The organism is Bacteroidia bacterium (assembly GCA_041391665.1).
In the GTDB taxonomy this organism is placed as follows: domain Bacteria; phylum Bacteroidota; class Bacteroidia; order J057; family J057; genus JAGQVA01.
Genome location: JAWKNO010000002.1, coordinates 140,629 through 166,194 on the forward strand (window position 1 = coordinate 140,629; position 25,566 = coordinate 166,194).

At 45.2% G+C, this 25,566-nt stretch carries 19 protein-coding genes; 4 read left to right on the forward strand and 15 right to left on the reverse strand.

Going from position 1 to position 25,566, the window contains the following annotated elements; translation table 11 throughout:
- Position 1: 1 nt before the first annotated feature.
- Entirely contained in the window at positions 2-2,776 is a 2,775-nt protein-coding gene (leuS, locus tag R3D00_12290; GenBank protein MEZ4773955.1) for a leucine--tRNA ligase, read from the reverse strand.
- Positions 2,777-2,961: 185 nt separating this feature from the next.
- Between leuS and R3D00_12295 the strand changes: the two genes are divergently transcribed.
- The gene (locus R3D00_12295) at positions 2,962-4,443 is read left to right on the forward strand and encodes an N-acetylmuramoyl-L-alanine amidase (protein MEZ4773956.1); all 1,482 of its coding nucleotides are present in this window, start codon (positions 2,962-2,964) and stop codon (positions 4,441-4,443) included.
- 11 nt (positions 4,444-4,454) lie between these two features.
- Here R3D00_12295 and R3D00_12300 read toward each other — a convergent pair whose 3' ends face one another.
- The 3 genes from R3D00_12300 to R3D00_12310 form a co-directional block, all read right to left on the reverse strand.
- Positions 4,455-5,783: a hypothetical protein gene (locus R3D00_12300; protein ID MEZ4773957.1), complete on the reverse strand. Its 1,329-nt coding sequence runs from the start codon at positions 5,781-5,783 to the stop codon at positions 4,455-4,457.
- A gap of 1,279 nt (positions 5,784-7,062) precedes the next feature.
- Positions 7,063-7,935, reverse strand: coding sequence for a UTP--glucose-1-phosphate uridylyltransferase GalU (galU, locus tag R3D00_12305; GenBank protein MEZ4773958.1), 873 nt, complete (start codon positions 7,933-7,935; stop codon positions 7,063-7,065).
- A 9-nt stretch (positions 7,936-7,944) separates the two neighbouring features.
- A complete protein-coding gene (locus R3D00_12310) occupies positions 7,945-8,961 on the reverse strand; it encodes a GHMP kinase (protein MEZ4773959.1) in 1,017 nt (338 codons plus the stop codon).
- Positions 8,962-9,932: 971 nt separating this feature from the next.
- On the opposite strand from R3D00_12310, the gene R3D00_12315 reads away from it, so the two are divergent.
- Together R3D00_12315 and R3D00_12320 are read left to right on the forward strand one after the other, a co-directional pair.
- Positions 9,933-11,249: a tetratricopeptide repeat protein gene (locus R3D00_12315; GenBank protein ID MEZ4773960.1), complete on the forward strand. Its 1,317-nt coding sequence runs from the start codon at positions 9,933-9,935 to the stop codon at positions 11,247-11,249.
- Between the two features lie 220 nt (positions 11,250-11,469).
- On the forward strand, positions 11,470-12,951 hold the full coding sequence (locus R3D00_12320) for a hypothetical protein (protein MEZ4773961.1): 1,482 nt from the start codon (positions 11,470-11,472) through the stop codon (positions 12,949-12,951).
- A 67-nt stretch (positions 12,952-13,018) separates the two neighbouring features.
- On the opposite strand, the gene R3D00_12325 is transcribed toward R3D00_12320, so the two are convergent.
- The 11 genes from R3D00_12325 to R3D00_12375 form a co-directional block, all read right to left on the reverse strand.
- The gene (locus tag R3D00_12325; GenBank protein ID MEZ4773962.1) at positions 13,019-13,645 is read right to left on the reverse strand and encodes a chloramphenicol acetyltransferase; all 627 of its coding nucleotides are present in this window, start codon (positions 13,643-13,645) and stop codon (positions 13,019-13,021) included.
- A complete protein-coding gene (locus R3D00_12330) occupies positions 13,642-14,334 on the reverse strand; it encodes an HAD family hydrolase (GenBank protein MEZ4773963.1) in 693 nt (230 codons plus the stop codon). Before R3D00_12330 ends, R3D00_12325 begins: the two co-directional genes overlap by 4 nt.
- A 49-nt stretch (positions 14,335-14,383) precedes the next feature.
- A complete protein-coding gene (locus R3D00_12335; GenBank protein MEZ4773964.1) occupies positions 14,384-15,181 on the reverse strand; it encodes an ABC transporter ATP-binding protein in 798 nt (265 codons plus the stop codon).
- A gap of 35 nt (positions 15,182-15,216) precedes the next feature.
- Positions 15,217-16,161, reverse strand: coding sequence for an ABC transporter permease subunit (locus R3D00_12340; GenBank protein MEZ4773965.1), 945 nt, complete (start codon positions 16,159-16,161; stop codon positions 15,217-15,219).
- A 6-nt stretch (positions 16,162-16,167) separates the two neighbouring features.
- Complete coding sequence (locus R3D00_12345) at positions 16,168-17,706, reverse strand: phosphate ABC transporter substrate-binding/OmpA family protein (GenBank protein ID MEZ4773966.1); 1,539 nt, start codon at positions 17,704-17,706, stop codon at positions 16,168-16,170.
- Positions 17,707-17,799: 93 nt separating this feature from the next.
- Positions 17,800-18,657: a hypothetical protein gene (locus tag R3D00_12350; GenBank protein MEZ4773967.1), complete on the reverse strand. Its 858-nt coding sequence runs from the start codon at positions 18,655-18,657 to the stop codon at positions 17,800-17,802.
- Positions 18,658-18,750: 93 nt separating this feature from the next.
- Positions 18,751-20,700, reverse strand: a complete 1,950-nt coding sequence (locus tag R3D00_12355) for a glycoside hydrolase family 97 protein (GenBank protein ID MEZ4773968.1) — start codon at positions 20,698-20,700, stop codon at positions 18,751-18,753.
- Positions 20,701-20,716: 16 nt separating this feature from the next.
- On the reverse strand, positions 20,717-21,874 hold the full coding sequence (locus tag R3D00_12360) for a Gfo/Idh/MocA family oxidoreductase (protein MEZ4773969.1): 1,158 nt from the start codon (positions 21,872-21,874) through the stop codon (positions 20,717-20,719).
- 133 nt (positions 21,875-22,007) lie between these two features.
- Complete coding sequence (locus tag R3D00_12365) at positions 22,008-22,409, reverse strand: hypothetical protein (protein MEZ4773970.1); 402 nt, start codon at positions 22,407-22,409, stop codon at positions 22,008-22,010.
- 145 nt (positions 22,410-22,554) lie between these two features.
- Positions 22,555-23,967 carry a sodium:solute symporter family protein gene (locus tag R3D00_12370; GenBank protein ID MEZ4773971.1) on the reverse strand — a complete coding sequence of 471 codons (1,413 nt, stop codon included), beginning with the start codon at positions 23,965-23,967 and terminating at the stop codon, positions 22,555-22,557.
- Positions 23,968-24,024: 57 nt separating this feature from the next.
- Complete coding sequence (locus R3D00_12375; protein ID MEZ4773972.1) at positions 24,025-24,387, reverse strand: hypothetical protein; 363 nt, start codon at positions 24,385-24,387, stop codon at positions 24,025-24,027.
- Between the two features lie 225 nt (positions 24,388-24,612).
- On the opposite strand from R3D00_12375, the gene R3D00_12380 reads away from it, so the two are divergent.
- Positions 24,613-25,527 (forward strand): NAD-dependent epimerase/dehydratase family protein, encoded by a 915-nt coding sequence (locus R3D00_12380; GenBank protein MEZ4773973.1) that lies wholly within the window; start codon positions 24,613-24,615, stop codon positions 25,525-25,527.
- Positions 25,528-25,566 lie beyond the last annotated feature (39 nt).

Genomic DNA, 25,566 nt, shown 5'->3' on the forward strand with positions numbered 1-25,566 from the left:
ATCAGACTACCACGTTCACGATTCTTCCCGGTACAACAATGATTTTTTTCGGTTTATTGCCATTCAGCCACTGTTGTACGACCTCGTTTTCAAGGGTAGCTTTTTCCACTTCTTCGGCGGTTGCATCTGCCGGAACAGCTACACGTACCCTTACTTTTCCATTAATCTGGATAGGGTATTCAATTTCTTCTTCCGCAATATATTTCTCTTCCCATTGAGGGAAAGCAGAAAGAAGAATCGACGTATCATGTCCTAATTGTTGCCACAGCTCTTCACAGACATGGGGCGCGAATGGAGAAAGAATTTTGAGGAAAGGCTCAAGGATTTCACGCTTGTGGCAATTCATCCGGGCAATTTCTTTGATAAACACCATATATGCAGGCACACAGGTATTAAATGAAAGCCTTTCAATGCCTTCTTCCACTTTTTTGATGGTTTTATGAAGGATTTTTAACTCTTCGGCAGAAGGGGTTTCCTCCGTAATAAGCCACTCATCATTTTCTCCGAAAAACAAACTCCAGGCACGTTTCAGGAATGCATGAACACCTGTAATGCCGTCGGTGCTCCAGGGTTTGGCGATTTCGATAGGTCCGAGAAACATTTCGTACAACCGCATGGTATCTGCGCCGTATTGCTCGCACATATCGTTTGGATTGACGGTGTTGTACAAAGATTTGGACATTTTTTCTACCTGCGATGTGGTCCGGAATTCATCTTTTTCATTCAGACGGAATTTTGCTGTCGCATCTTTTGTCCATTTGCGGTAGGCATCGACATCCATGACCTGATTGCGCACGATATTCACATCTGTATGAATGAGTGAATACTGATCGGTTTCGTTTTCCGGGATCAGATCAGCGGATACATATTCATTGGTCTCTTTATGTCTGTGCATGAGTTGGGATACACCCTGAATCATCCCCTGGTTGACCAGCCTTTTAAAGGGTTCTTCAACAGAAATAACCCCCAGGTCAAAGAGGAACTTTGTCCAGAATCGGGAGTACATAAGGTGCCCAACCGCGTGTTCGGTGCCGCCAACATACAAATCTACAGGCATCCAGTATTTTTCAATTTCCGGATTTACGAGTTGGGTATCATTGGCCGCATCAGGGTAGCGGAGGAAATACCAGCTGGAACCTGCCAGCCCGGGCATGGTATTAAGGTCATATTCACCGCCATCGGGGCGTATTTTCCAGTTTTCGGCACGGGAAAGCGGCGGTTCGCCAGATTCAGAGGGTTTATATTCGTCAATATCAGGCAGTACAAGCGGAAGTTCACTTTCCTTGAGCGCGTGGGCAATTCCGTCTTTATAATAAACCGGCGTTGGTTCACCCCAGTAGCGTTGACGGGACCATATTACATCGCGTTGGCGGTAAGTAATTTCTTTTTTCCCGATTCCCATTTCTACCAGTTTTCCGATCATCGCAGAAATAGCATCTCCGGCTTTCATTCCATTGAGAAAATCAGAATGAACCATAATCCCTTCTTTGGAAAGGAAGGCTTCTTTGGAGATATCCCCTCCGGAGATAACTTCAATGATTTCTATTCCAAACTTGTGCGCAAACTCATAGTCCCGCTCATCATGAGCTGGAACGGCCATAATGGCACCGGTGCCATAGGTAATGACGACATAATCGGCAATCCAGACAGGGAGTTTTTTTCCTGTCAGCGGGTGCAAGGCATGCCCGCCTGTAAATACACCTGTTTTAGTGGTATTGGCAATACGATCCACCTCCTGACGGTTTTTGGCCCACTCAACATAGGCTTCCACGGCCTGGCGCTGAGCATCTGTCGTGATCTTTTCTACCAGTGGATGTTCCGGAGCAAGAACCATAAATGTATTGCCAAAAAGCGTATCGGGGCGGGTCGTGAACACCTCAATGGTGTCGCTAACCCCATCTACCTGATAGATAATGCTGGCACCTTCAGACCTGCCGATCCAATGGGTTTGCATGGATTTCATGGACTCAGACCAATCGAGGAGCTGGAGAGAGTCGAGGAGCCGGTCAGAATATGCGGTGATGCGGAGCATCCATTGCTTCATCAGACGTTTTTCCACCGGATGACCCCCACGCTCCGATTTGCCGTCTTTTACCTCTTCATTGGCGAGAACTGTTCCTAAAGCCGGGCACCAGTTGACGGTCGCATTGGCGAGGTATGCCAGGCGATAATTCATCAGAATGTCGGCCTGCTCTTTTGGGGTGAATGTTATCCATTCGTCAGCGGAAAAATATTCCTTTTGGCTGGTAGCCGCTGTAATACTAATGTTACCGCTGGCGGCAAAAACTTCTTCCAGTTCGGTGATTGGCCGGGCTTTTTCGAGAGATTTATCGTACCAGTGCTCAAAAAGCTTGATAAAAATCCACTGTGTCCATTTATAGTATTCGGGATCACTCGTGGAGAGGGTAGCATCGGGATCATAGTGAAAACCGAGATTCTCCATCTGTTTGAGATAACCCTCGATATTATTTCGGGTGGTCTCCGCCGGATGGATGCCTGTTTTGATGGCATATTGTTCGGCAGGCAGGCCAAACGAATCAAACCCCATGGGGTGAAGAACATTAAATCCCTTTAATCTTTTGTATCGGGTAATAATATCTGTAGCGATATAACCCAGTGGGTGGCCTACATGCAATCCCGCACCGGAAGGGTAGGGGAACATGTCAAGCGCATAGTATTTCGGTTTGCTGGAAAGCTTTTCAGCAACAAACGTGCGGTTTGCTTTCCACTGTTTCTGCCATTTTTTTTCTATGGTTCGAAAGTCGTATTTTCCCATGGGTATTCAGTTCGTTTTGGCTTTGCCAGAATAATTGTCTGCCAAATCAGGCTGCAAATTTAATTCAAAATCACTGATACGCCAATACTTTAGGTGCAATCAGGGAGAGATTGCGCTGTTTTTTCAGGAATAAAGAGATAATGGTTAGTTTTTTTTCAGGTAAAATACGTAACTTTCAACTCATTATGGATAAGATCATGACTGGTCTGCATTTCCTGCAAAAATTGTTTCGGCTGTCTGTTTCTTTTTCGGCAGTTGCTTTTTATTGCTGTTTTCCCCGGGTGTTGAGCCAGTCCCTGGACTCCTCTTCGGAACATTCTTCCTATCAGATTGATTTTACGCAAACGCAACTGTCTCAACATCAGTTGAATGTGGTAAGCACTTCACAAGGGTTAATGCCTTTGCGACAAGGAGAAGAGTCGTATTATGTGTCAATTACAGAGACGATTCCTATTCTCAACGCAAAACCCTTCCTTACCCTCACCCCTGTAGCGGCAATTGTCAATTATGACCCTGCACTGGTGGATATTGCTGTGCGTTTTTCTACTGATCAGATCAGTTGGGGTTCCTGGGAAACCGTAGAAAAAAGTCAGGATCTTGACCCTGGCGATCCTCGTTTTATCGGAAACATGGTGTTTGTAGATTCTTCCTACAATTATTTTCAGTACAGAATCATATTTAACACTACCCAGGCTTCCTTGCCATTTGCCAGAGTGAGCAATATTCGGTTTGATTTTTTCAGCCCGGGCTCACTCCTGTCCGTGAATCCTGAGGGCCTTACTGGTCTCTCCCTTTCCGGAATGAACAACAATTGCCTGTGTCCGCTTCCCGTATATGCTTCACGATCTGATTGGAATTGTCCCGATGGTGCATCTCCATCTTGCAGTGTTGTCGAGACGACAACAGTATCCCATCTGATTGTTCATCATTCTGCCGGTATTAATACCAGCGACAACTGGGGAGCGGTCGTACTCGCTATCTGGAACCTCCATGTCAATACCAATGGATGGTGTGATATCGGCTACAATTGGCTCATTGATCCCAATGGGATGATTTACGAAGGCCGTGGCGGGGGGAATAATGTCAAAGGTGCACATTTTTGTGGCTACAACTCCGGCACTATGGGGGTATGTATGTTGGGTAATTTTGAAAATGCCGAACCTACAGCAGCCGCTCTGACCAGTCTTACCCAGTTGCTGGCGTGGAAAAGTTGTGATGCCAATATCGGCCCCAATACATCGTCGTATCACCTCTCCTCAGGGAAGACCCTTATGACCATTTCTGGGCACCAGGATGGTTGCTCTACCTTATGCCCGGGAAATAATCTTTACAACAAACTTCCTTTGCTTCGCAATAATGTTAACCTCACGATGGAAGCCTGCGAAGCGAATACTTCGTTGGCCGGACTGAATGAAAGCGATTTTTTGATTTACCCCAATCCCAGCTATGGATCTTTTTCCATTAACTGGGGCATGCCACTGCGCACCCCTGCAAAGATCGAAATATTTGATCTGCTTGGCGAAAAGGTATTTATGAAGGAAATTCCTGTTATCACCTCAGGCGACCAGACTGATATCCATGTTTCCAATCTTCCCGCAGGTATATACAGCCTTCGTTTTGATGCAGGTGAGAAGGCGGTAAGCCGGAAAATTCAGATATTTCGGTAAATACGATAAAGCTATTCGAAAACCTGGCGCAACTCCATAATCAGATTCTGACGCAGCCGGTTAATGTCCCTGTCTGTAAGTACAATCTCTCTGCTGTATTGTCTTGTCGGAACATACAACAGCTGGCAGACGATCCTAAGTTGATTATCGGGCAAACTGACAATTCTACCCATAATAATATTCTCTACTCCCAGGTCTTCCGCAATCCTGAGGGCTTCTTTCTCCTCACAAAAATCGGCATTTACCAGCCCCAGTTTCTTTATTGAGTTTAATACAGGGTTTTCGGAGAGTAATGATATCTCTGTATTTCCAGAGGTTTTGATCGCAGAAATAGCATCTGAATAAACCTTGGCTGATAGGGAGTAATCCTTGATATTATTGCAAAATGGAATAATCGCAAGGGCGGAAGCCCCATTTGTAGAAAAAGAAATGGTATCAGAGACCAATGACTTTTCAGGATAGGTTATATGAACATTTCCTCTTTTCTCCTCTGATTTGTTGCGGGTAAATTGAATACTGATAAAGATGATCGCCGCAACAAGCCCCAGATTTAAAACCATAGTGCCATGGCGTAGGGGCAACGGAAATTGAAGACGCTTTTTTTGCTGTTGGTTTTCTTCGCAGAAGGAAATCGCAGATTGAATCTCCTGTTTTCTCACATTAAAAGCTTCATCATGCAATTCTAGTGCACGGAAATAAGCCATTTTTGCTTCTCCCCAAATCCGCTGTGATTCGTAACCTTTAGCAAGGTCCATATTTTGGTCAAAACGCACACCACGATGACAAAGTGCAAGCGTATTATGTAGCTCTGTAGGATCGTAGTGAAAATCTTCCCGAATCATTTTGATTGCCTGCTGATAACTTTTAGCGGCATTTTCCCATGACTTTATCGCAAAAAAATCATTTGCAGTTTCTATGTACTGGTTGAAAATCATTGCTTCATCGCAAAGCCTCGATTTCCTTTTTATTTCAGCGATGGGTATGGCATAAACGGGTTGATGAAGCTCGCCGGCGAGTTCGTAGTTGAGCCTGGCCTCCTGCCATTCGCCGGTTGAAAATTTTTCGGCGGCCAGAGTAAGGTGAGACAAAAACCGAAGCTGTGCGGTTTCTTTTTGTTCCAGGTAGTCCAGAAAAGCATTCAACGCTGCCGCAGGGTTGAATTTTCCCTTCCCTACAGAAGATGGTTCCCTGTCAGCCTGCCGAATCCTTTCCCGTAGCCGTTTTATCTGCTCCTGCAGTTGTTTTGTGCCATAATTCAGGAAGTCAGCAAGTAGCTGTGTCGCATCCTGGTATTTTTCCTGATTGACAAGTACTCTTACCGTACTAATAAAGTTGCTCATGATAAAATAGCATTACCGGACCTATCTGTAAGATCTTTTTTCTGAACTTGATATCATGATTTCAGCAGTGAACAGGTGAATTTCTTAACCAGTTATTCAATAAAAAAACACTTTGTCTCTGTTGGTATGGATTGGGGTATGAGAGGTCTTTTTTGGCGAGTAAACGGCAGGCTGGCAGCAGGATGTGGGGTTAAAAAGCAAAACACGAACAGCCGAAACTATTCGTGTTTACCTTTTTTAAAAAACCGGGAGACTCAATACCATTGGCAGAATCAATCCCAGCCCTTGCTCTAAAAAACCGGGAGACTCAATACCATTGGCAGAATCAATCCCAGCCCTTGCTCTAAAAAACCGGGAGACTCAATACCATTGGCAGAATCAATCCCAGCCCTTGCTCTAAAAAACCGGGGGACTCAATACCATTGGCAGAATCAACCCCAGCCCTTGCTCTAAAAAACCGGGGGACTCAATACCATTGGCAGAATCAACCCCAGCCCTTGCTCTAAAAAACCGGGAGACTCAATACCATTGGCAGAATCAATCCCAGCCCTTGCTCTAAAAAACCGGGGGACTCAACGCCATTGGCAGAATCAACCCCAGCCCTTGCTCTAAAAAACCGGGGGACTCAACGCCATTGGCAGAATCAACCCCAGCCCTTGCTCTAAAAAACCGGGGGACTCAATACCATTGGCAGAATCAACCCCAGCCCTTGCTCTAAAAACTAAGTCAATTTTCTCTTCGAGTGATTTAACTTAGCTGACTGTGATATGTATGGTCTATATCAAATACCTTGCCGATACATGGCAAACAGCGACCAATTTTGAGGGGACCACGTTAAATTTTGATTAAATGGTTATTTTTTTAGTCGGAATGGTTACACAGGCGGGGTGAATTGGCAGATTTTTTATGCCTTCCTTATAAAGTGTATGTGAATGTCCGGATTTTGAGGTTGGGTATATCTGCGAATAATTTTGTATATGCTTGTTTTTAAGCTATTTATCCGGATTTTGAGTATGGGTTATTTGCTGGCACACACTTATATCAAATTTTAAAGTGTAAGATAAAATTGATATTGTGCGAAAAATGAGGTGGGAGAAATCGCTTCTTTTACCAGAATTGCCAGAAAATAACGAATAAAATGTTTGAGGTATTGTGCCAAAAATGGGTTTAAAGCGCAAAATCCCCCATATTATCTTCCTTTGTACATAAAGCTCCAAAAAAAAGGCTGCCCACCTGGGCAGCCTTGTAATGTAAGAAAATTAATTTTTTTGCACCTTTTTCACAAAGACTGCGCAAGTTCTTTGATCCAGGAGGTTAATTCTTCAGACATGTCCTCTCTTTTAAGGCCAAAAAGCAGGTTGGTTTTGATGAAATCCAACTTGTTGCCGATATCGTGTCTGCAACCATCGAAGTGTAAAGCATACATGGCACGCTCTTTCAGCATAAGGCTCATTGCATCAGTAAGTTGTATTTCATTATTGACACCTCTTGGCACAACTTTCAGGTAGTTGAAAATATCAGCCGTAAACACATATCTTCCTGCGATTACCAGATTGGAGGGGGCATTTTCGGGTTTTGGTTTTTCAATAAACTGATTGACTTTGTAGATATGATTGTCTACTTCTTTACCGCCCATGACGCCATATCTGGACACAAGAGAAGGATCTACAGATTCGAGTGCTACAACGGGCGCCTGGTAGCTGGAAAAGACATCAATCAGCTGCCTGGTTACAGGGATTCCGGAGTAGGACTCCATAATTGTATCTCCAAGGAGTACCGCGAAGGGTTCATTGCCTACATGGTGTCGGGCATAGCTGATGGCATCGCCAAGTCCGTTGAGTTCTTTTTGCCATACAAAATGGATATCTGCCAGCCGGGTAATATTCCGGATAGACTCAAGTTCTTCCATTTTTCCTTTTTCCTCGAGTGCAAGCTCAAGTTCAAAAGAACGGTCAAAATGTTCTTCAATCGCACGTTTTCCTTTTCCGATGACCATCAGAATATCCGTTATTCCTGATTCGACGGCTTCTTCCACTACGTATTGTATGGTTGGCGTATCCACAATCGGGATCATCTCTTTAGGTTGTGATTTGGTGAGCGGGAGCAAGCGGGTGCCGAAGCCAGCGGCGGGAATAACAGCTTTTTTAACCATTGAGTTGACTTACTTTTTCTGAGTTTTATAGGAAATAATTTCTGGTTTTAATACGGCGATTTGTTCTGATTCAAATACATCCGCAAGTTTTTTATACATTTTCTCATCTTTATATGTGCCAATAATCGCGCCACCTGATCCCGTAAATTTGGCGCTTGCCCCTACAGAGCGTGCCAGCTCAACCATACGTTTATTGGCACTACTGACTTCCATAATGCTGCATCTGAGGTCAAAGTTGGCATTTAGTAGTTCTCCCAGCCGTGCAGAATCCCCACTTTCGAGACAGGCTTTTGCCTGAGTGGTAAGATCCGCAAATCCTTTAATCGCCTGGTGAATTTTTTCATCGCCCAAATCGTAGCGTTCACGCAGGTTGTTGTGCACGACTTCTGAGCCTTCCGACAGGTCGGTGCGATAGGCAATATACAAGGGCGGAAGTACGCGGGGTTCAATCGTTTGATAATTGCCGTACCCCTGAAGTTCCATCACCGTTTTGTCGAAATCCATATACACTGGCGTTTCGAAGGCCTGGGCAACCCGGTCCTGCAGGCCGGCTCCGATCCCGAGTTCTTCTGTTTCGACAGAGAGTACAAGATTGGCCTGAATAGGAATAGGAATCTCCACCTCATAAAAGCGCATCAGTGCCTTTATACAGGCTGTAATGATAGCGCTGGAACCTGCGAGGCCAAGGCGGTTGGGAATGGTGGTCGAATAGCGAATCGTGAAGTTTTTATTCGACAGTTTAATCCCATTGTCCTGGCAATGTTCATAAAACTTTTTGATTGCCGCTTTTAGCAGCCGGATACCGCCATAGTATCCATACATTTCGACATCCCGGCACAGACCTTCCACACTCAAAAAAGTGCTTCGGTCGCGTTCCTGTGGAATAATTTCCAACTCGGGCGTTTCGTATAAAAGTACCTTCGCGTGAAAGTTTCTAAAGACGAAAGCAATCGTCTTTCCATAATATCCGTCGGAAGGGTTGCCGATCAAAGCGGCGCGGGGGAATGAATAGGTAGTGATGATCAAGGCATGGAATTTTATCCTGTAAAATTAGATGCAAATCGCACGATTGACAAACAACTTTCTGCCCTGAAATCATTTTTTGAAAAAAACCAGGGGACTCGATCCCACAGGGAGAGTCGCCCTGGCCCTTGCTCTTGTAATTCCAGGATTACCGTCCTGTAATAATACAAACGTATAACTTTTCGCTATGCGATTGTCGGGTTTTTGTATCAATGGTTAATTTGTATGCCGGAGGTGCTTGTGTCTATGGATTAGTGGTCGCCGGTAAATATTTATTAAACAGGAAATTTCAACCAAAAAAAAACTAGGGGATTCAATGCCTTGTGGCAGAATCGACCCTAGCCCTTGCTCTTGTAATTCCAGGATTACCGTCCTGTTACAATACAAACATAGGCAGGAATTGGAGGTTGGCAAATCTCTTTTTGGGTGATTGGTTACATACCCCAGCGGTGGGTACTTTCCCTGTATAATTTGCCCTAAAGTATTGATATTCATTTATTTAATATAAATCAGGGTGGAGGTAATTTCGATATTTTGTAAGGGAAGTGTGGGAATATTACACCCATTCATTAAAAAACTCTTACAATATTTCGGTTTTTTCGGAGAAAAAAAGGAATGATTTATCGGGATGAAATGTTTAGGGGGAAAATCAGTCGGGAAAAGGGCAAAAAAAAACTAGGGGATTCAATGCCTTGTAGCAGAATCGACCCTAGCCCTTGCTCTTGTAATTCCAGGATTACCGTCCTGTTATTACAAACTTAGAGACAAATATTGGCCGGGCAAATACCATTTTGTGTAAATGGTAACATAACCAGTATCAGGTGTTTTACTCCTCGTTTCAATTGATTTTCGTATTTTAATTACTCATTTTCCGCTTTTCCGGATGATTAGGGCCTATTTCTGACAGAGGCCTTGTTACACCGGCTGAAAACCATTACTTTTCTTTACCATTAATGCAATCAACCTTTCACTATATGCTGTACTTCGTTCGGATTTTCTGTATTATTTCGCTTACCTATCTGTTCTCTGTTTCTCTGTTTGCTCAGGGGGATACAAAAATAACAGCCGGTATTGTCAGCTATGAATCTCAGGATTATGAGAAAGCTGCTTCTCTGCTGGAAGAGGGGCTGGGGGTACCGGAAGTATTAAAACCGGATAATCTTGCTGCCGGACATTATTATCTGGGCATGACCTATGTGCGGTTATATCAGGCTTCTGTTTTAGAGAATAATCCGGCTATTCTCAAAAATTATCCGGAACCTTCCCTCATGGCGTATCACAATTTTCGCCGGTCTCTGGAAACGGATGCCTCCGGGCGTTGGAAAGAAAAAACACTCGCTCAGATGAATGAGCTTGAGCCCATGCTTACCCAAACGGGGCTTACTTACATGAGTATGGGTACAGGGTCTTCTCTCTCCGGACGTGAAAAATCGGTGGTATTGACCCTTGCCTTCGACTATTTTGAAGCATTAACGGAGCTTGTTCCCCACGGATATATCAATTACGACCTGTTGGGACAGGTGCGGCTTGCTCAGAAAGATTCGCTGGGTGCGCTGCGCGACTTCCTGACAGCGATTGATCTCTACAAAAGATTCCCCCCCGAAATGCCGGATTTGCTTGTGGGATATATTTATTATCGCGCCTCAATCCTCCACCGATATCTGAAAAATGATAAGAAAAAGGCATTGGCTGAATTGCAGGCCGGACTGGCCGTGCTCGACCAGGAATACGAAAAACTTCAGAAGTGGAGTGGGGGAATGGAAAACCTCCGCGTACAACGAATGGACCGGCAATATAAGGATGCCATCAACAACCTGCGGTCGATGGAGCTGGATTTATATCTCAATTCCCCGGATTTATATCCCGAGGCGCAGGCTAAGTTTGAAAAAGCAATCGCAGACGACCCCCAAAATTATATGCTCCGTGTAGCTTATGCTTCGCTACTCGAATCGGTCGATATAGATAAAGCCATCTCGCAATACCAGCAGGCAATCGCTTTGGATGATAAGCAGGAAACGGCATTGTTTAATCTTGGTGCTTTATTGGTCAATAAGGGCATGGTTTTACAACGCCAGTCCAATGAAACTGCTGACGCAAAACTGGCAGTCGAATTAGCCGGAAAAGGAAATGCGTATTTTCAACAGGCACTTTCCTGGTTGGAAAAAGCATACCTTGTAAAACCCGAAGAACTCAATACCGTCCGCGCCATTCTGCAAATATCTCTGCAGCTTAATGAAATGGCAACCTATAAAAAATACAAAACAATAGAGGCAAAACTTACGGGACAATAGGGTTTTGATAGGCTTTCTCCCACTTTTTTTATTTTTTTTTCAAATCACGGATAATTTTTTTTCTTCACATTTGTCCTTTTTTCCCGACAACAAAACCGCCTGAAACAACAGCAGGTGCCCATTTTGGGCTACACTCCGATGACCAAAAAAGAAAACACATGGTTTTGGAAAGCGTATAGAACTGTATAGAATAACAAACAGACACAGTAATCTTACGCTTATGAAATCGAATATTTTACTCCTCGCTTTTTTGTTTGTTTCCCTTGGGCTCAGCGCTCAGTATGGCGGAACTTACAGAAGTAACAACGACGACTATTCGTACAATGACCATGCAGGCGGCTCTCACTATCACAATGGGAATCGCAGTCAGGAAAAAATTCAAATTGCACTGATACTGGATGTCAGCGGAAGTATGGAAGGATTGCTCGATCAGGCCCGCTCCCAACTCTGGTACATTGTCAATGGTCTGATGATGGACTACGAATATGGCCGGGGACCCGTGCTGGAAATTGCCCTCTATGAATTGGGAAATGAAAATTTAGGCTCCCGCAACGGGTATATGCGCCAGGTCGTACCATTTACCCAAAACCTTGACTGGCTTTCCGAAGAATTGTTTTACCTCCGTACAGGTGGCCGGTATGAATACTATGGAGAGTCTGTAATGATGGCTATGGACCAGCTCAACTGGAGCCGTCGCCCTTCGGATCTGAAACTGATGTATATTGCCGGAAATGAGGATTTTGATCAGGGAAGAGTTGATTTCCGCGATGCTATCAGAATGGCGGTAAGACAAGATGTAATTGTGAATACCATCTATTGTGGCACTTACCAGAAAGGGATCAGTTTTGGCTGGAAACGTGCAGCCGACTATGGAAATGGTGATTATATGAATATTGACCACAACTACCATATTCACTATGATCCTACCCCACAGGATAACTACTATTATGAAATGAATACCCGGCTGAATGCTACCTATATTCCTTATGGATCCAACGGACGGAAATTTCAGGAGCGGCAGCTTGAGCAGGACCGGAACGCCAACCGCTATGGAAAGGTAAACCAGTCTCAGCGTACGCTTACCAAAGCTTCCAATAGCTACCGCAATGAAGAATGGGATCTGATTGATGCGATTGATGCAGGTATTGTCAGTATTGAAAACATTTCGCCTAATGACCTTCCTTCTGAAATGCGCAACATGAGTGTTCCCCAGAGAAAAAACTATATCGCTCAGAAAAAAGCAGAACGGGTACGTATTCAGTCTGACATTCGCTCCGCAGCCAAACAGAATGTACAAACGGAAGTGAAAACCCAACCCGTACGGACACCTGCTTCTACACAGGGAACGACCATGCAAAAACCGCAGCCACAGGTAGAAGAAGCACAGACTTTTGATAAGGCAATTATTCAGTCCGTGAAAAAACGTCAGATGGAATCAGGAAGTGTACGCCAAAGTCCTGTAGAACAAAAACCTGCACAGGTAGAACTGAAAAAGCAGGAAGTTGAACAAAGACCTTCCGTACAAAAGCTGCCTGAAGTGCAAAGACAGCCCGCACCGGTTGAGCAAAATAAGGTGCAAAAAATGGAAGAAGAAAAGCCCAAAGTGGAAGAAAAACCGAAAATGGAAGAACAAACCGGAACAGCGCCCCGCAGAACAATCCAATCACAGGAGCAGATTCGCCAGCGCGTACGGCAGTTCTGATAATAAACAGTCTAACCTAAATTGAGTAATGTACAAGAAGGTCGTTCCAGACAGGAGCGACCTTTTCTTATGGTTGGTTTAGCAATTCCTGGAAGCGGTGAAGGTGTTCTCCAACGTGGAATCCGTCCATTAAAGCGTGGTGTACATGAATTGATACAGGCATGGTGATTTTTCCTGTTTCGCGTGTGATTTTTCCGAATGAAATTTTAGGGATACAATCCGGAAAAGAAAATTTTCTGGCATGTGAAATCGCGGTAAACTTTATCCATGGAAGTGAGGAATAGTGAATCACATTTTCGGAAGAATTGGCTGGCTTCAGGCCGTCACTGTTTCTTACACGTTCTATTTCTTGTTGTGCACCTGTTACAAATGTTGCAAAATCTTCTGCATAGGGAATATAGCTGAAACCAAAAGTGCCATTGTCACGGTTAATGGTAGAGGAAGCTGCGATTGTATCGTGAATGATCACTTCTTCTCCCACAATCCGGTAGCGAAAAGGCTCGGTTTGGTTTGCTGCTACGATGGATTTGTGGAGATAAGAAAGAAAAAACGAAAGGTTATTTTCTTTGGCATGCTGATAAGTCTGCGTACAATCTACTTCTGCACATATACCGAAGAAAGGTTCTTCAAATTTTCTAAAGAACTGAAAATGTTCTTTTCTGGCCCATGAAGATATGTCCAGTTTTTGAATCATAACGCGATATATTGAAGCGTTTCCCTGATATTGGCCAGTTCCCGGAAGTTGGGATGTTCGATGTTTTTCTCTACTTTTTCCAGTTCCCAGGTTGTATGAAAAGGCACGTGGAAGCCGTAGCCCCCAATATTCAGGACAGGAAGTATATCGGACTTCAATGAATTGCCGATCATAAGAAATTCGGAGGGGGCAATATCGAGGTGGCGGATGAGTTTTTGGTATTCAGATTCCTTTTTTTCAGAGACGATTTCGATGTGATGGAAATATTTGCCCAGTCCTGATTTGATGAGTTTTCTTTCCTGGTCGAGCAGGTCGCCTTTTGTTGCCATGACGAGGCGATATTTACCCTGAAGTTGTTGGAGTACTTCTTCTACGCCCTCGATATTTTCGACTTCTTTGTCGAGAAGTGCTTTTCCGTTTTGAATGATTTTTTCTATCGCGTGAATGCCAAGGGTTCCGTCGGTGATACGAATGGCGGTTTCGATCATCGAGAGTAAAAAACTTTTCACCCCATAGCCATAGTAGCTGATGTTCCCGATTTCTGTTTTTAGCAATTCGCGCGAGACGGTATGGTGGGGAAGATAGTCCTCAAGCATATCGCAGAATTGTTTTTCTGCCTCCTGGAAGTGTGGTTCATTGATCCACAAGGTGTCGTCCGCATCAAATGCAATTACTTTGAGATGGTTCATACAGGAATGATTGCTATAATTTTTTAAGCGATGGTTTACCCAGGATACCTTAATCTCCAAGCTCAATCATTTTGTCTTCAATGTGATGAACCAGCTCTGTAAACAACGGGTTTCGTTTCGTGGACCGGTCCCGGTCAAGGGGAAGATCTACATGGATATGTTCGACAAAATGAGAGGGGGCAGACTTCATAATATAGATATCGTCGGCAAGGTAAACGGCTTCCGAAATATCGTGGGTGATAAAAACCACCGTAGGGTGAAATTCTGACCAGATTTTGGCAAGCATATCCTGCATTTGCAGGCGGGTTTTGACGTCCAGTGCGCCAAATGGCTCATCCATGAGCAGGATTTCCGGGTTGGCCAGCAGACTTCTCGCAATGGCTACCCGTTGTAATTGCCCCCCGGAGAGATTGGGGTACTGGGCATATTTTTTTTCATGACCGAGGAGTCCTACACTGCGAATGATTTCCATCGCCTTTTCGTCCCGCTCTTTTTTGGGTACACCTTTATAGCGCAGCCCGAGGGAAACATTATCCAGAACGCTCATCCAGGGTAGGGAAGAGTACTGCTGAAAAACCATACTTACCCGGTTGTCGGGGCCGACAGGTTTTCCATTTACTTTCACTGTGCCTTCGGTAGGCTCCTGCAAGCCGGCGATATAGCGGAGAAGTGTTGATTTCCCACAGCCTGACATTCCCAGTATTACCACAAATTCGCCCTGCCCGGGTTTATTTTCAATCAGAAGATTTAAATCCTGAATAATATAGGATTTGCCTTCATCATAACTCTGTTTAATATCGCGGAGCTCAATGATATTATCCAGCTCTGTATCGTTAAAAATGACCATGGTGATTAGCTATTTGAATATCAACTGCGACGATATTAGTTTTCTTTGTCCTGTACATATTTGTAAGGGAAAATCAGCCGGTCGAGGAATAAAAACAGGCGATCCTGCACAATTCCGATCAGGACAATGACAATCAGCACGGCAAAAGCTTTGTCAATCCGGCTTTGCCTCCGGGCGATCCAGATGAGTTCGCCGATGCCTCCACTCCGGTTGAGCATTTCGGCGATGGTGATATAAGTCCAGGAAATGGCGGTAAGCACACGTATGTCGTCGGAGAGGCGCGAAACTACGGAAGGGAAATAAACAGTCCGGATTTTTTCCCAGTTGCCTGCACCAAGGGTAAAGACAGTTTTAACATATACTTCATCTACCTCATCAATACGCTGGACAACCACAGGTACCAGGTAAACAACGATACCAAAAGCGAGGAATGCCACTTTCATTTCACTTTCTAAACCCAGCCACATCACAAATATACCGGTAACTGCTGTGAGGGGAATAAATCGCAACGCATCAAACATTCGCCCAAAAAGTCCTCTGAAAAATGGAATCAATCCCAGCATAAATCCAAGCGGGATAGAGATAATAATGGCAAAGAAATAGCCTAACAGGTTGAGCCAAATGGATTTCAGGCTGTTCCAAATCAGCATGTCCTCAAAATGAAGCTCCTTAAACGACTGCAATACCTTGAGTGGTGTAGGCAAAACAGGGTACACCTTCTCGGTTGTCAGACCCAAAGCAGCCAGTTCATCACTGGTTTTTGCAAGGAGTTTGTCATAGTCATCCCGGAGAAGAGAATCATTTTGAAGATAGGTTTTATCTGTGACTGGTGCATTTTCAAGCGGGACCAGTTTTTTTTGTACAAATACTTCGGCAAGCAAAGCCCAGAAGAGGATCAGGATAATTCCCCCGGCAAAAACCAGTATCCATTTTTCTCTTTTCCCGAGCTCACCGCCCAGTTCAAATAAGGATCGGAACATAAGCAATTAATTGGCGACAAGTTCGAAATCTGTCCTGCGGTTTTGCGAACGTCCTGCCTCGGTACTGTTGTCCGCTACGGGCTTGTTAGGGCCATTTCCGATAACGATAAACCGGTTGGCAGGCATGTTGTGTTCTTTTTGCAGATAATCAGCGACAGACTGCGCACGCTTGCGGGAGAGTTCGGTATTCATCTGAGGCGAACCTACATTGTCGCTATTTCCTTCAATACGGATACGGGAGTTGGAGAATGCCCTGGCGATATCCACAAATTCTTTGTCAATGATATATTTGGCATTTTCGTCGAGGATAAACTCTCCGGTGCGGAAACTGATACTTACCCTTTTCGTAGAAATCGCTTCGCGTTTTACATCTTCTGTAGAAGGCGCTGCAAATGATTTTTGTCCTTCTGCTGCCTGCTCCGGCGTATTGAGGTTGCGGTTGCTGGCTACAGGATCCTGATAGGCGACGAGGCGCCAGCTCGGCACTCTTTCAGGCGCAAACCCCAGTTCTGCATAGGTGGTTTTCATCTTATTGTATAGCGCTTCGCCGGTTACGCCATTGTATTCAGGATTGAGACCAAAAAAGTCGAGGTTATCACCGTGGGTAGCCAGCCGCACATTATTGATGGCATTGTAGCAAAAATCTTCGGGCTGCTTGAGTCCTTCTGACAGGATTTTTGCGGCTTTTTGTTTGGCTTCCTCTGAGCTATTGATTTCTCCGGCACCGATCATCCAGCCTTCATAGAGTTTGGCTACTTTATCACGGTTGGCATCCAGCCATGATTTTTTTGCATAAAATACGTCTGCAATGATGTGAGAAGCATTTTTGGTATTTTCAAGAATTTTTGCTCCCGGCACTTTTTCCACACAGTCCTGATCATCAGGGCTCCATACGACTGCCGCATCAACGGTGCCGGACTTAAAGGCATCTGCTGCATCAATCGCAGAAGGAACCTGTACGATTTCCACGTCCGAAGTTTTGAGGTCTCCGGCTTCGAGCAGCCAGATGAGGAAGGTATGGGAAGGGCTCATGGGGGCAACGGCAATTTTTTTGCCTTTCAGGTCACTGACATTGTTGATCCCTCGCCGAACGACGATCGCGTCTCCTCCTCTGGACCAGTCTGCCTGAAATACTACCTGCGGGTCATAGTCTTTAAGCCCTTCAACTTCAGTCGGAAACGCATCAATAGTGGCCCAAAGAAGGTTTACCTCATCCGCCTTAAATGCTTCCCTTGAAGCGTCGTAATCATCCAGTACTTTAAAGTTGACCAGTAAACCGTAATCTTTATAAAACCGCGAAGCTTCACTGGCTTCAAATCCTTCGTTGAAGTATTGCCCGCCTGCATATCCTCCCCAGGTTACTACTCCAATATTAATGACATCTGCATCTTTTGCATGATGGGTGCCTTCTGCTTTGTCTTTGGGAATGAGATTGTCAAAAAAACCCGACTTTTTCATTTTGGAAAGTCCAAAAACAATTCCTGCAACGACAAAAAGAAAAATCAGGAATTTTGAAAAATTAGTGAGTTTAAACGTTGTTGCCATAAATATTGAGATGTGTGGTTTAGTTTTTATTGTCCGGTTGGCCGGTTTTTATAAAAGATTGCTTTCAAATATAAATGTTGGAACTGGGTAAACCTATGGTTCAATATCCAGGTCTTCTTCGAGTGGGTTTACGGCTTTGGTCGTCAGGTATTCGCGCATGTTTTTTACATCCTGATCTATTTTTCCTTTGATCATGTCGAAAGTGTTGGCAAACTCAAGCTCCGCCAATGCAACAGTTTCTGCATATTGCTCTGTCTGTGCCATCTCTACAATCATCTGACGCTGGGTTTCGTCGATTTCCTGCGTGAGCTTCTGGATCTGTTCTTTTTTAGTTTTAATGCTTTTCTCCAGTGACTCTACAGCTTTTTTTCTGTTCACCAGCTTGTCCTGCATCTGTTTCAATACAGTCTGGTTGAATTTATCTCTTGTTTTATTGAGCACATCGACATAATGCCGTGCAGATTCGATCAGCTTGTACACATTGGTTCCCATGGCCGATACAACTGCATACGCTGACTTATAGCGGGTTTCTTCATCCGCAGTAATTTTGGTCAATGCCTCCAGTGATTCCTTAAATTCCAGATAGTCAAACCCTTCCTGGTTATTCTGCTGCATGGCCTTGAAGAGCACATCCGCATATTCCTGATTGATTTTTTTTGCCGGTGGTTTGGGTTTCGGGGGGGGCGCTGCAGTTTTGATGATTTCTTTTAGTTCCGGAGATGCTGACACGACATTTTTTTCCATCGGTTCTATTTCCGGAAAATCGGGTTTTGGGGATTCTTTGGGCTGCTCTTTTTTGATGATCGGATTTGGCCGGGGCGTCGGAGCAACCGGTTTCTGATTCATCGGTTTAGGCGACGGGTTTTTTTTGTCGAATGCAGGAGGTGTTTCGATCTCCGTTTCGTCAACTATAAAAAGGCTCTTCAGGCTGTTTAGAAATTTTTTGGCCATTTTATGGGCGTATTTGCAGCAGACACTTTGTATTTGCAGGGTTAATATCCAAAGAATCCCCCAAAAAAACTAAAAACTGGCGTTTGAAACGTTTTATTGTTTGCGCAGGACTATTGCTGCCCCACCGCCTTGTTTGAGTGTAAGGGGTATTTTTGTACTTTTTGTTACCTCTTTTTTCTCCATCCGGTAGTCTTCGGCTTTGCGATTGGCATTGATTCCATCTACAAACATTTCTGCCTGGTACTTGCCGGTTCCAAGGAAGGACAGATCCAGTTCCAATGTGCGCTCGGTCCAGTCATTGAGTGCGCCGATATACCAGTTGTTGCCTTTTCGGCGGGCAATGGCTACATATTCGCCGAGTTTGCCTGCGAGGGGCACACTTTCGTCCCAGGTTACCGGCACTTTGGACAAAAAGTTCAGGATATCGGGATATTTATTGTACTGTGTCGGTGCATCACACAGCATTTGCAAAGGCGCAAAGTAGACCACATACATGCCCAGCTGATGACAACGGGTACCGTAGCTCATGGGGTTTTCGTTGTCGGTCAGGAAATTGCCTTTGGTTGAATTGCGCATTGCGCCAGGAGTATAATCCATTGGCCCTGCCAGCATACGGGTATAAACGATGTCCACATTGTGCCCGGGTGTTTCGTCGGTGGCAAATTTATTGTATTCATTTCCTCTCACCGCCTCATAGTTGATGAGGTTGGGGTAGGTGCGGTGAAGCCCCGTCGGTTTGCTGCATCCGTGAATGTCGATCAGCAGGTTGTGTTCTGCTCCGGCTTTGACCAGCCGTTCGTAAAAGTTGATGGCAATCTGGTCGTCTCTGTCGATAAAGTCCACCTTCAACCCTGCGATGCCCCATTTTTGGAACATATCCATTGCGGCTTCCATTTGCCGGTCGAGCGGGTGCCAGACACACCACAGAATAATTTTCACATTTTTCTTTTTGCCGTATTCTACCAGCGCCTGTACATCAATGCCGGGTTTGGAGAGGAACAGGTCAAACTGGTCTGACCAGCCTTCATCCATAATGATGTATTCGAGCCCGTTTTTGGCGGCAAAATCGATATAGTGTTCGTAGGTTTTGTTGTTAATGCCGGTTTCAAAATCTACCCCTTCCAGATTCCACGCATTCCACCAGTCCCATGACACTTTGCCGGGTTTGATCCAGTCAGTTTTGATAGCGACAGGCCGTGCGAGTTTATACACCAGGTCGTTGTCGGCGAGTTTTTTATCCTCATCGGCAATGATCATCACCCGCCAGGGAAATTCGCGTTTGCCGTAGGTTTTTGCAATATACTCAGCTCTTTCAGTGACGGTGAGGTTAAACTGGCACCAGCCGCCGGGCACCCATTGGGTAGGGTAGGCGGGAAAAATGCCCTGAAGGTCAAAGCGGTTATTGTTGCCCTGGCGCTGTATATACATGCCGGGATAGTCGTAAACGTCTGATTCGGTAATGGCAATTTTTGCGTTTCCCTGGTCCATGACCAGCGGGAGGCTGATAAAATCCTTTTCCACCACATCCGAAATTTTGTATTTGGTGTAGAGTTTCTCGTAGGAGGTCTGAAAGTCGCCCACGACATGTGCCATGAGGGCGTGGTTTTTCAGAAACCGCCAGTTTGCCTCTTCACCGATAATCTGGATCTGCCCGTTGATATCGGTTTTAAAGCGATACGCTACCCCGTCATTGTATGCGCGGAAAATGAGGGAATAGTTGCCTTCAAAGTCCAGTGTCAACTCGTTGTATTGTTCGGTGATTTCTGCCCGCGTACCCCATACAGTCTGTATTTTCCCATCGACATTACGGGTGCTTTTACTTTTGATTACCGGATTTTGTCCCAATACCTTCCCTCCGTCAAGGGTCATGGAAATGGCAGAAAACCACAATACATTCTCCCCTTTAAAATCTACAGAATAATATACCTTATCGGTAGATTTTACCTTCACCGTGATTTGTTTGTCGGGTGACTGAAGGGAGAAATCTTCTGCAAAAAGTGAAAGCGAGAAAGTCATGAGTACAATCGTGAGTAGTTTTTTCATGTCTGTTTTGTTTGAATCAGTCGAATCGGGGTGTTACCCAGGTTTGTTGCTGATGACTGAGAAGAATAGCTTCACAAATTGCTACTTCCTTATGTCCTTCGGCAAACGTGGGGTAAAGTACCTTTTCTGCCGGAACTTTCTGAAGGATCGCATCATAAAATGCGCGAAAACATTGTTTGAAGGTATCGGGAAATCCTTCATTGTGCCCGCCGGGGTAATTGATAAATCCACCGGAAAGCGGGCTCACAAGTGCCGGGTCGCGGAGCAGGAGTTCGTTGGGTGTATTGCGGTGGCCAATCCACAGTTCGTTGGGGGACTCGCTGTTCCAGGCCAGAGATTCTTTCGAACCGGCGATTTCGTAGCGGAGGCAGTTTTTGCGGCCTGCGGTCATCTGCGATACCCAGAGCATACCGCGGGCACCACCTTTGAAGCGAAACATCACACAGCCTGCGTCTTCGGTGTCGATGGTTACTTCTTCGAGGTTTTCAGGCGCAGCGATTTTCCCGGAGAATGTTTCCACTTCGCCTTTGGGGCGTTTTCGCACGGGAAAAACTGTTTGGAGGTCGGCGAATATAGCTTCCACTTCCAGCCCGGTAACGGACGAGACGAGGTCGATCCAGTGGGTACCGATGTCGGCCACTGCGCGGAGTGCGCCACCGTGTTCGGCCAAAACGCGCCAGTTGTAGTCCGTGTCGTACATCAGCCAGTCCTGGACATAACTACCGGTGATAGAATACACCCGGTTGTCGCCGCCTTCGCGGAGGCGGTTTCTCGCTTCGAGATTGAGCGGGTAATATCGGATATTGTAATTTACCCCTGCGACGAGCCCTGTTTGTGCTGCCAGCGCGACGAGTTCGCGGGTTTCTGCAGAATTCATGCCCAGCGGTTTTTCACACATGACGTGTTTTCCTGCGAGAATGGCCGCTTGGGCCATGGGGAAATGCTGCACGTTAGGCACGGCGAGATGGACGCTCTGAACTTCGGGGTCGGAGAGAATTTCTTCAAATGAGGTATAGGCTTTTTCCAGCGCCAGGGACTGGCGGGCTTTTTCAGACTTGGGAGGATTGCTTCCCAGTATGCCTTTGACACGTACGCCAAGGCGTTTGAGCGCTTCGACATGAACCGGCCCGATAAACCCTGTGCCGGCAACAGCTGTGGTGAGTGACTGATACATGGGGGGAAGATAGAAAATTGAGCAGATTTTGAGGAATTTTCCTGAAAAAATCTATGGTTAATAAAGCAGAACACCTCTCTGAAGTCTATTTCCAGAGAGGTGTATCTTTCAATCTTTTGAGAAACGATCCTACCTACGATGGCGCCTTCTCCACCGTACAAATCTGAACTACCGGCATCTCGTGGCTGTCGGGATTCAGCGGATCATATACATGTCCGTCTTTGCAGATTACATAGCTGTGTTGTTCTTCTGTCAGGTTAAATGAAACCGTGACTTTCACACCTGCTTCTTTGAATCTGGCGTCAAGACTGGCAGGAAAAACCACATTGGAAGTACCTGCAGGCGTGGAGAGCTCGAGGTAATAGAAAAAATCAGATCCACTTTCGTTGAGGGTCATTACCTGAACAATACCTGTAGTGGAAAACCCGCAGGTAAGTGCAGCTTCTTCTTCGACGATGGGCGGGATGATTTGTTTTTGCGCACAACTGCTAAACAAGATGAGGCAAACAGAAAGAATGGGTAACAGAGTTTTCATACGTTTGAGTTTTGAGTAGGTGCAAAACACTGCTTTTTCCTCTAGCTCTCCAGTATAAGGATGAAACAGTGAAATAGAATGAAATTGTTGTTGGTTAAATATAGAAAAATCCTGATTATCAACAACTATCATTTTAAAATTTCTCTTACCCAGGCTGTGTTTGTTTTACAAAGTCAGCATAACTCTCGTCAGGAAAAATCAGACTCCCGCCCACCATACTTATCAGGCTTGCCAGTGTTCCGTACATGATGGGGTCAATTCGGGTTTCCAGCAGATATTCACAAAGCGCCCATATCATTCCTCCTCCCATTATCGCAGCCCAAACGCCCGCATTGGATGATTTTTTCCAGTAAATACCTGCGGTGTAAGGCACAAACAGGCATACCAGAATCAAAGTCGCCGAATCCACCACCAGCCCGTGAATGTTGGTATTAAAAAAAGCCATGACTGATGAAATGACAGCTACCAATACTACGCTCAATCGCGTTACCAGCAATAGTTGTTTGTCTGTGATAGCCGGGAAATATGGCTTTACGAGGTTTTCACCTATCACTGTTGCCGGTGCCAGCATGGCACCACTGGAAGTGCTCAGGATAGCAGAAACCAGCGCACCAAAAAATAGCATTTGGACAGGCAGGCTGGTATATTGAAAAACCATGTTGGGAATCATATTCTGGCCGTCGTTCTCCAGCATGAGTTCCGGGTACAACTGATTGATTGCGAGGCCGATTACCAGTGGTACCGAACCGAATACGAAAAGAAGTATGCCACTGATATAGGCGCCATTGACGCCGGCCTGTTCGGTTTTGGCAGCCAGTACCCGTTGATACAGCTCCTGCGCGGGGATGGTGCCGAGGCCAAATACCATCCAATAGCTCATGTAGTCCATCCAGTTGTAGAATCCCGGTTCGGGAAAAAAACGAAAGAAACCTTCAGGGGTTTTGTCTATCAGCGGGGTGATCCCGTCCGTTTTTCCCAAAACCAAAAACATCAGATACAACAGACCGACGACAATCAGGATAGACTGAACAAGATCGGTGACAGAGACTGCCCACATACCGCCGATGTAGGTATAAAGGAGAACAACGCTGGCTGCGATAATAATCCCCCAGTTGACAGGCAGGTCAAGGATGGTGTTGAATAGCAACGCCAGGGCCAGAAATTGCGCGGCGATCCAGGAAAAATAGGTAAACACATTAATGACTGCGGAGGCAGTCTCAATGCCGGAGTTGTAGCGAAGACGGAAAAAGTCATTGATGGTGACAATTTTCAGCCGGTATAGCGGCCGGGTATAAAATAACCCCAGCAAAATCAGACAGAGCCATACACCAAACTGGTCAATGATAATTCCCTGAATACCTTTTTGAACAAATAAACCTGGGACACCCATGATCATTTCCGGCCCAAACCACGTAGCAAAAATGGTAATCCCCACCATAATTGCAGGAAGGCTCCTTCCAGCAAGTGTATAGTCAAGCGTATTTTTAACCCTTCGGGATGCACGGAAGCCCAGAAGAAGGGTTGCCGCAATATATAATATGATAGAAAGCGCCAGCATGTCAGTCAGATACAAGTGACGCGCACACAGGCTGGCTGACCAGTATTGGGAGGCCGATTAATAATCGTCAAAATCGTCGGCAGGTTCATTGTCAGAGTTATAGTCAACGAACTCTTCTTCGCCATCCCCGTCGCCATATTTATCTTCGTATTCGTCTTTGACATCGTCTTTCAACTGCCCTGAATCATCATAATCCGCATCGTTTTCGATGATTTCTTTTGCTTCGGCCAGTGTCATCCTTACCAGATAATACCGGTCTTCGGTTTCAAATGGGAGCGCGCTGACGGTTTTCCCTTCGGCGTTTTTGTATCTGATCAGGTGTGTGCTGAATCCATCGGGATAGTTCAGCTTGATCTGCTCCTGCAACTCTTCGGATAATTTTTCAAAATCCTTTACTACCCTCGGTTTATTTACGCTCATAGTACTTATGATGACTGGTTCTGCTCATCTAATTGATTTCGCCAAATATATTAATTATTCCAAAATCAAAAAATCAAAAGAAAAAACAGGAAGTAGGTTCATTTAAAGAACTGTGAATTCCTGTACATTCGTTTTTATCTTTGAAAGTTTATTACGGATTCCTACAATAAAAAGATTGTGTTTCCGTCTATTTACTCATATTTATACTTCCCTATACAACCCAGTATGCAAACAATCCTTGGTTCAAATGGTGTGATCGGGACAGAAGTTGCCCGCACATTGCCGCAATATACTTCCCAAATCCGCCTTGTAAGCCGTAATCCTAAAGCTGTAAACGCCAGCGATGAACTTTTCCCCGCCGACCTGACTGATGCAAGGCAAACCGCTGATGCGATCGCCGGCTCAGAAGTGGTTTATCTTACCGCCGGACTTACTTATAAGCTGAAAATCTGGGAAAACCAGTGGCCATTAATCATGAAGAATGTCATTGAGGGTTGTAAAAAACACGATGCCAAACTGGTGTTCTTCGACAATGTATATATGTATGGTAAGGTAAAGGGATGGATGACTGAAGAAACGCCGCATCACCCCACGAGCAAAAAAGGGGCCGTAAGGGCAAAAATCGCCGACATGATCATGGAAGAAGTCGCCAAAGGAAAACTCACTGCCCAAATCGCCCGCGCTGCAGATTTTTACGGAAAGTCACCACTGAGCGTAGCCAGTGTGATGGTATTTGAAAATTATGCCAAAGGAAAAGCTGCCCAATGTATGATCAGCGATAAATTCAGACACTCTTATACCTATATTCCTGATGCGGGAAAAGCTACTGCTATGCTCGGCAATACGCCTGACGCATACAATCAGGTCTGGCATCTTCCCACGGACAAGCAAGTCCTCACTGGCAAAGAGTTTATAGAAAACGTTGCTGCTGCTTTTGGTGTGCCACCCAAATATTCTGTTCTTTCTAAGTTTATGCTCCGGCTAGTTGGGCTTTTTATCCCGCCTGTAGGTGAAAGTATCGAGATGTTATATCAAAATGAAGATGATTATCTGTTTGACAGCAGCAAATTTGACCGGAAATTTTCGATGAAACCTACCCCGTATCTGGATGGGATTGCCGCTACCGCAAAATTATATTAAATCCATAGCTGGTCAAAATTTAGGCAAGCAGACAATACC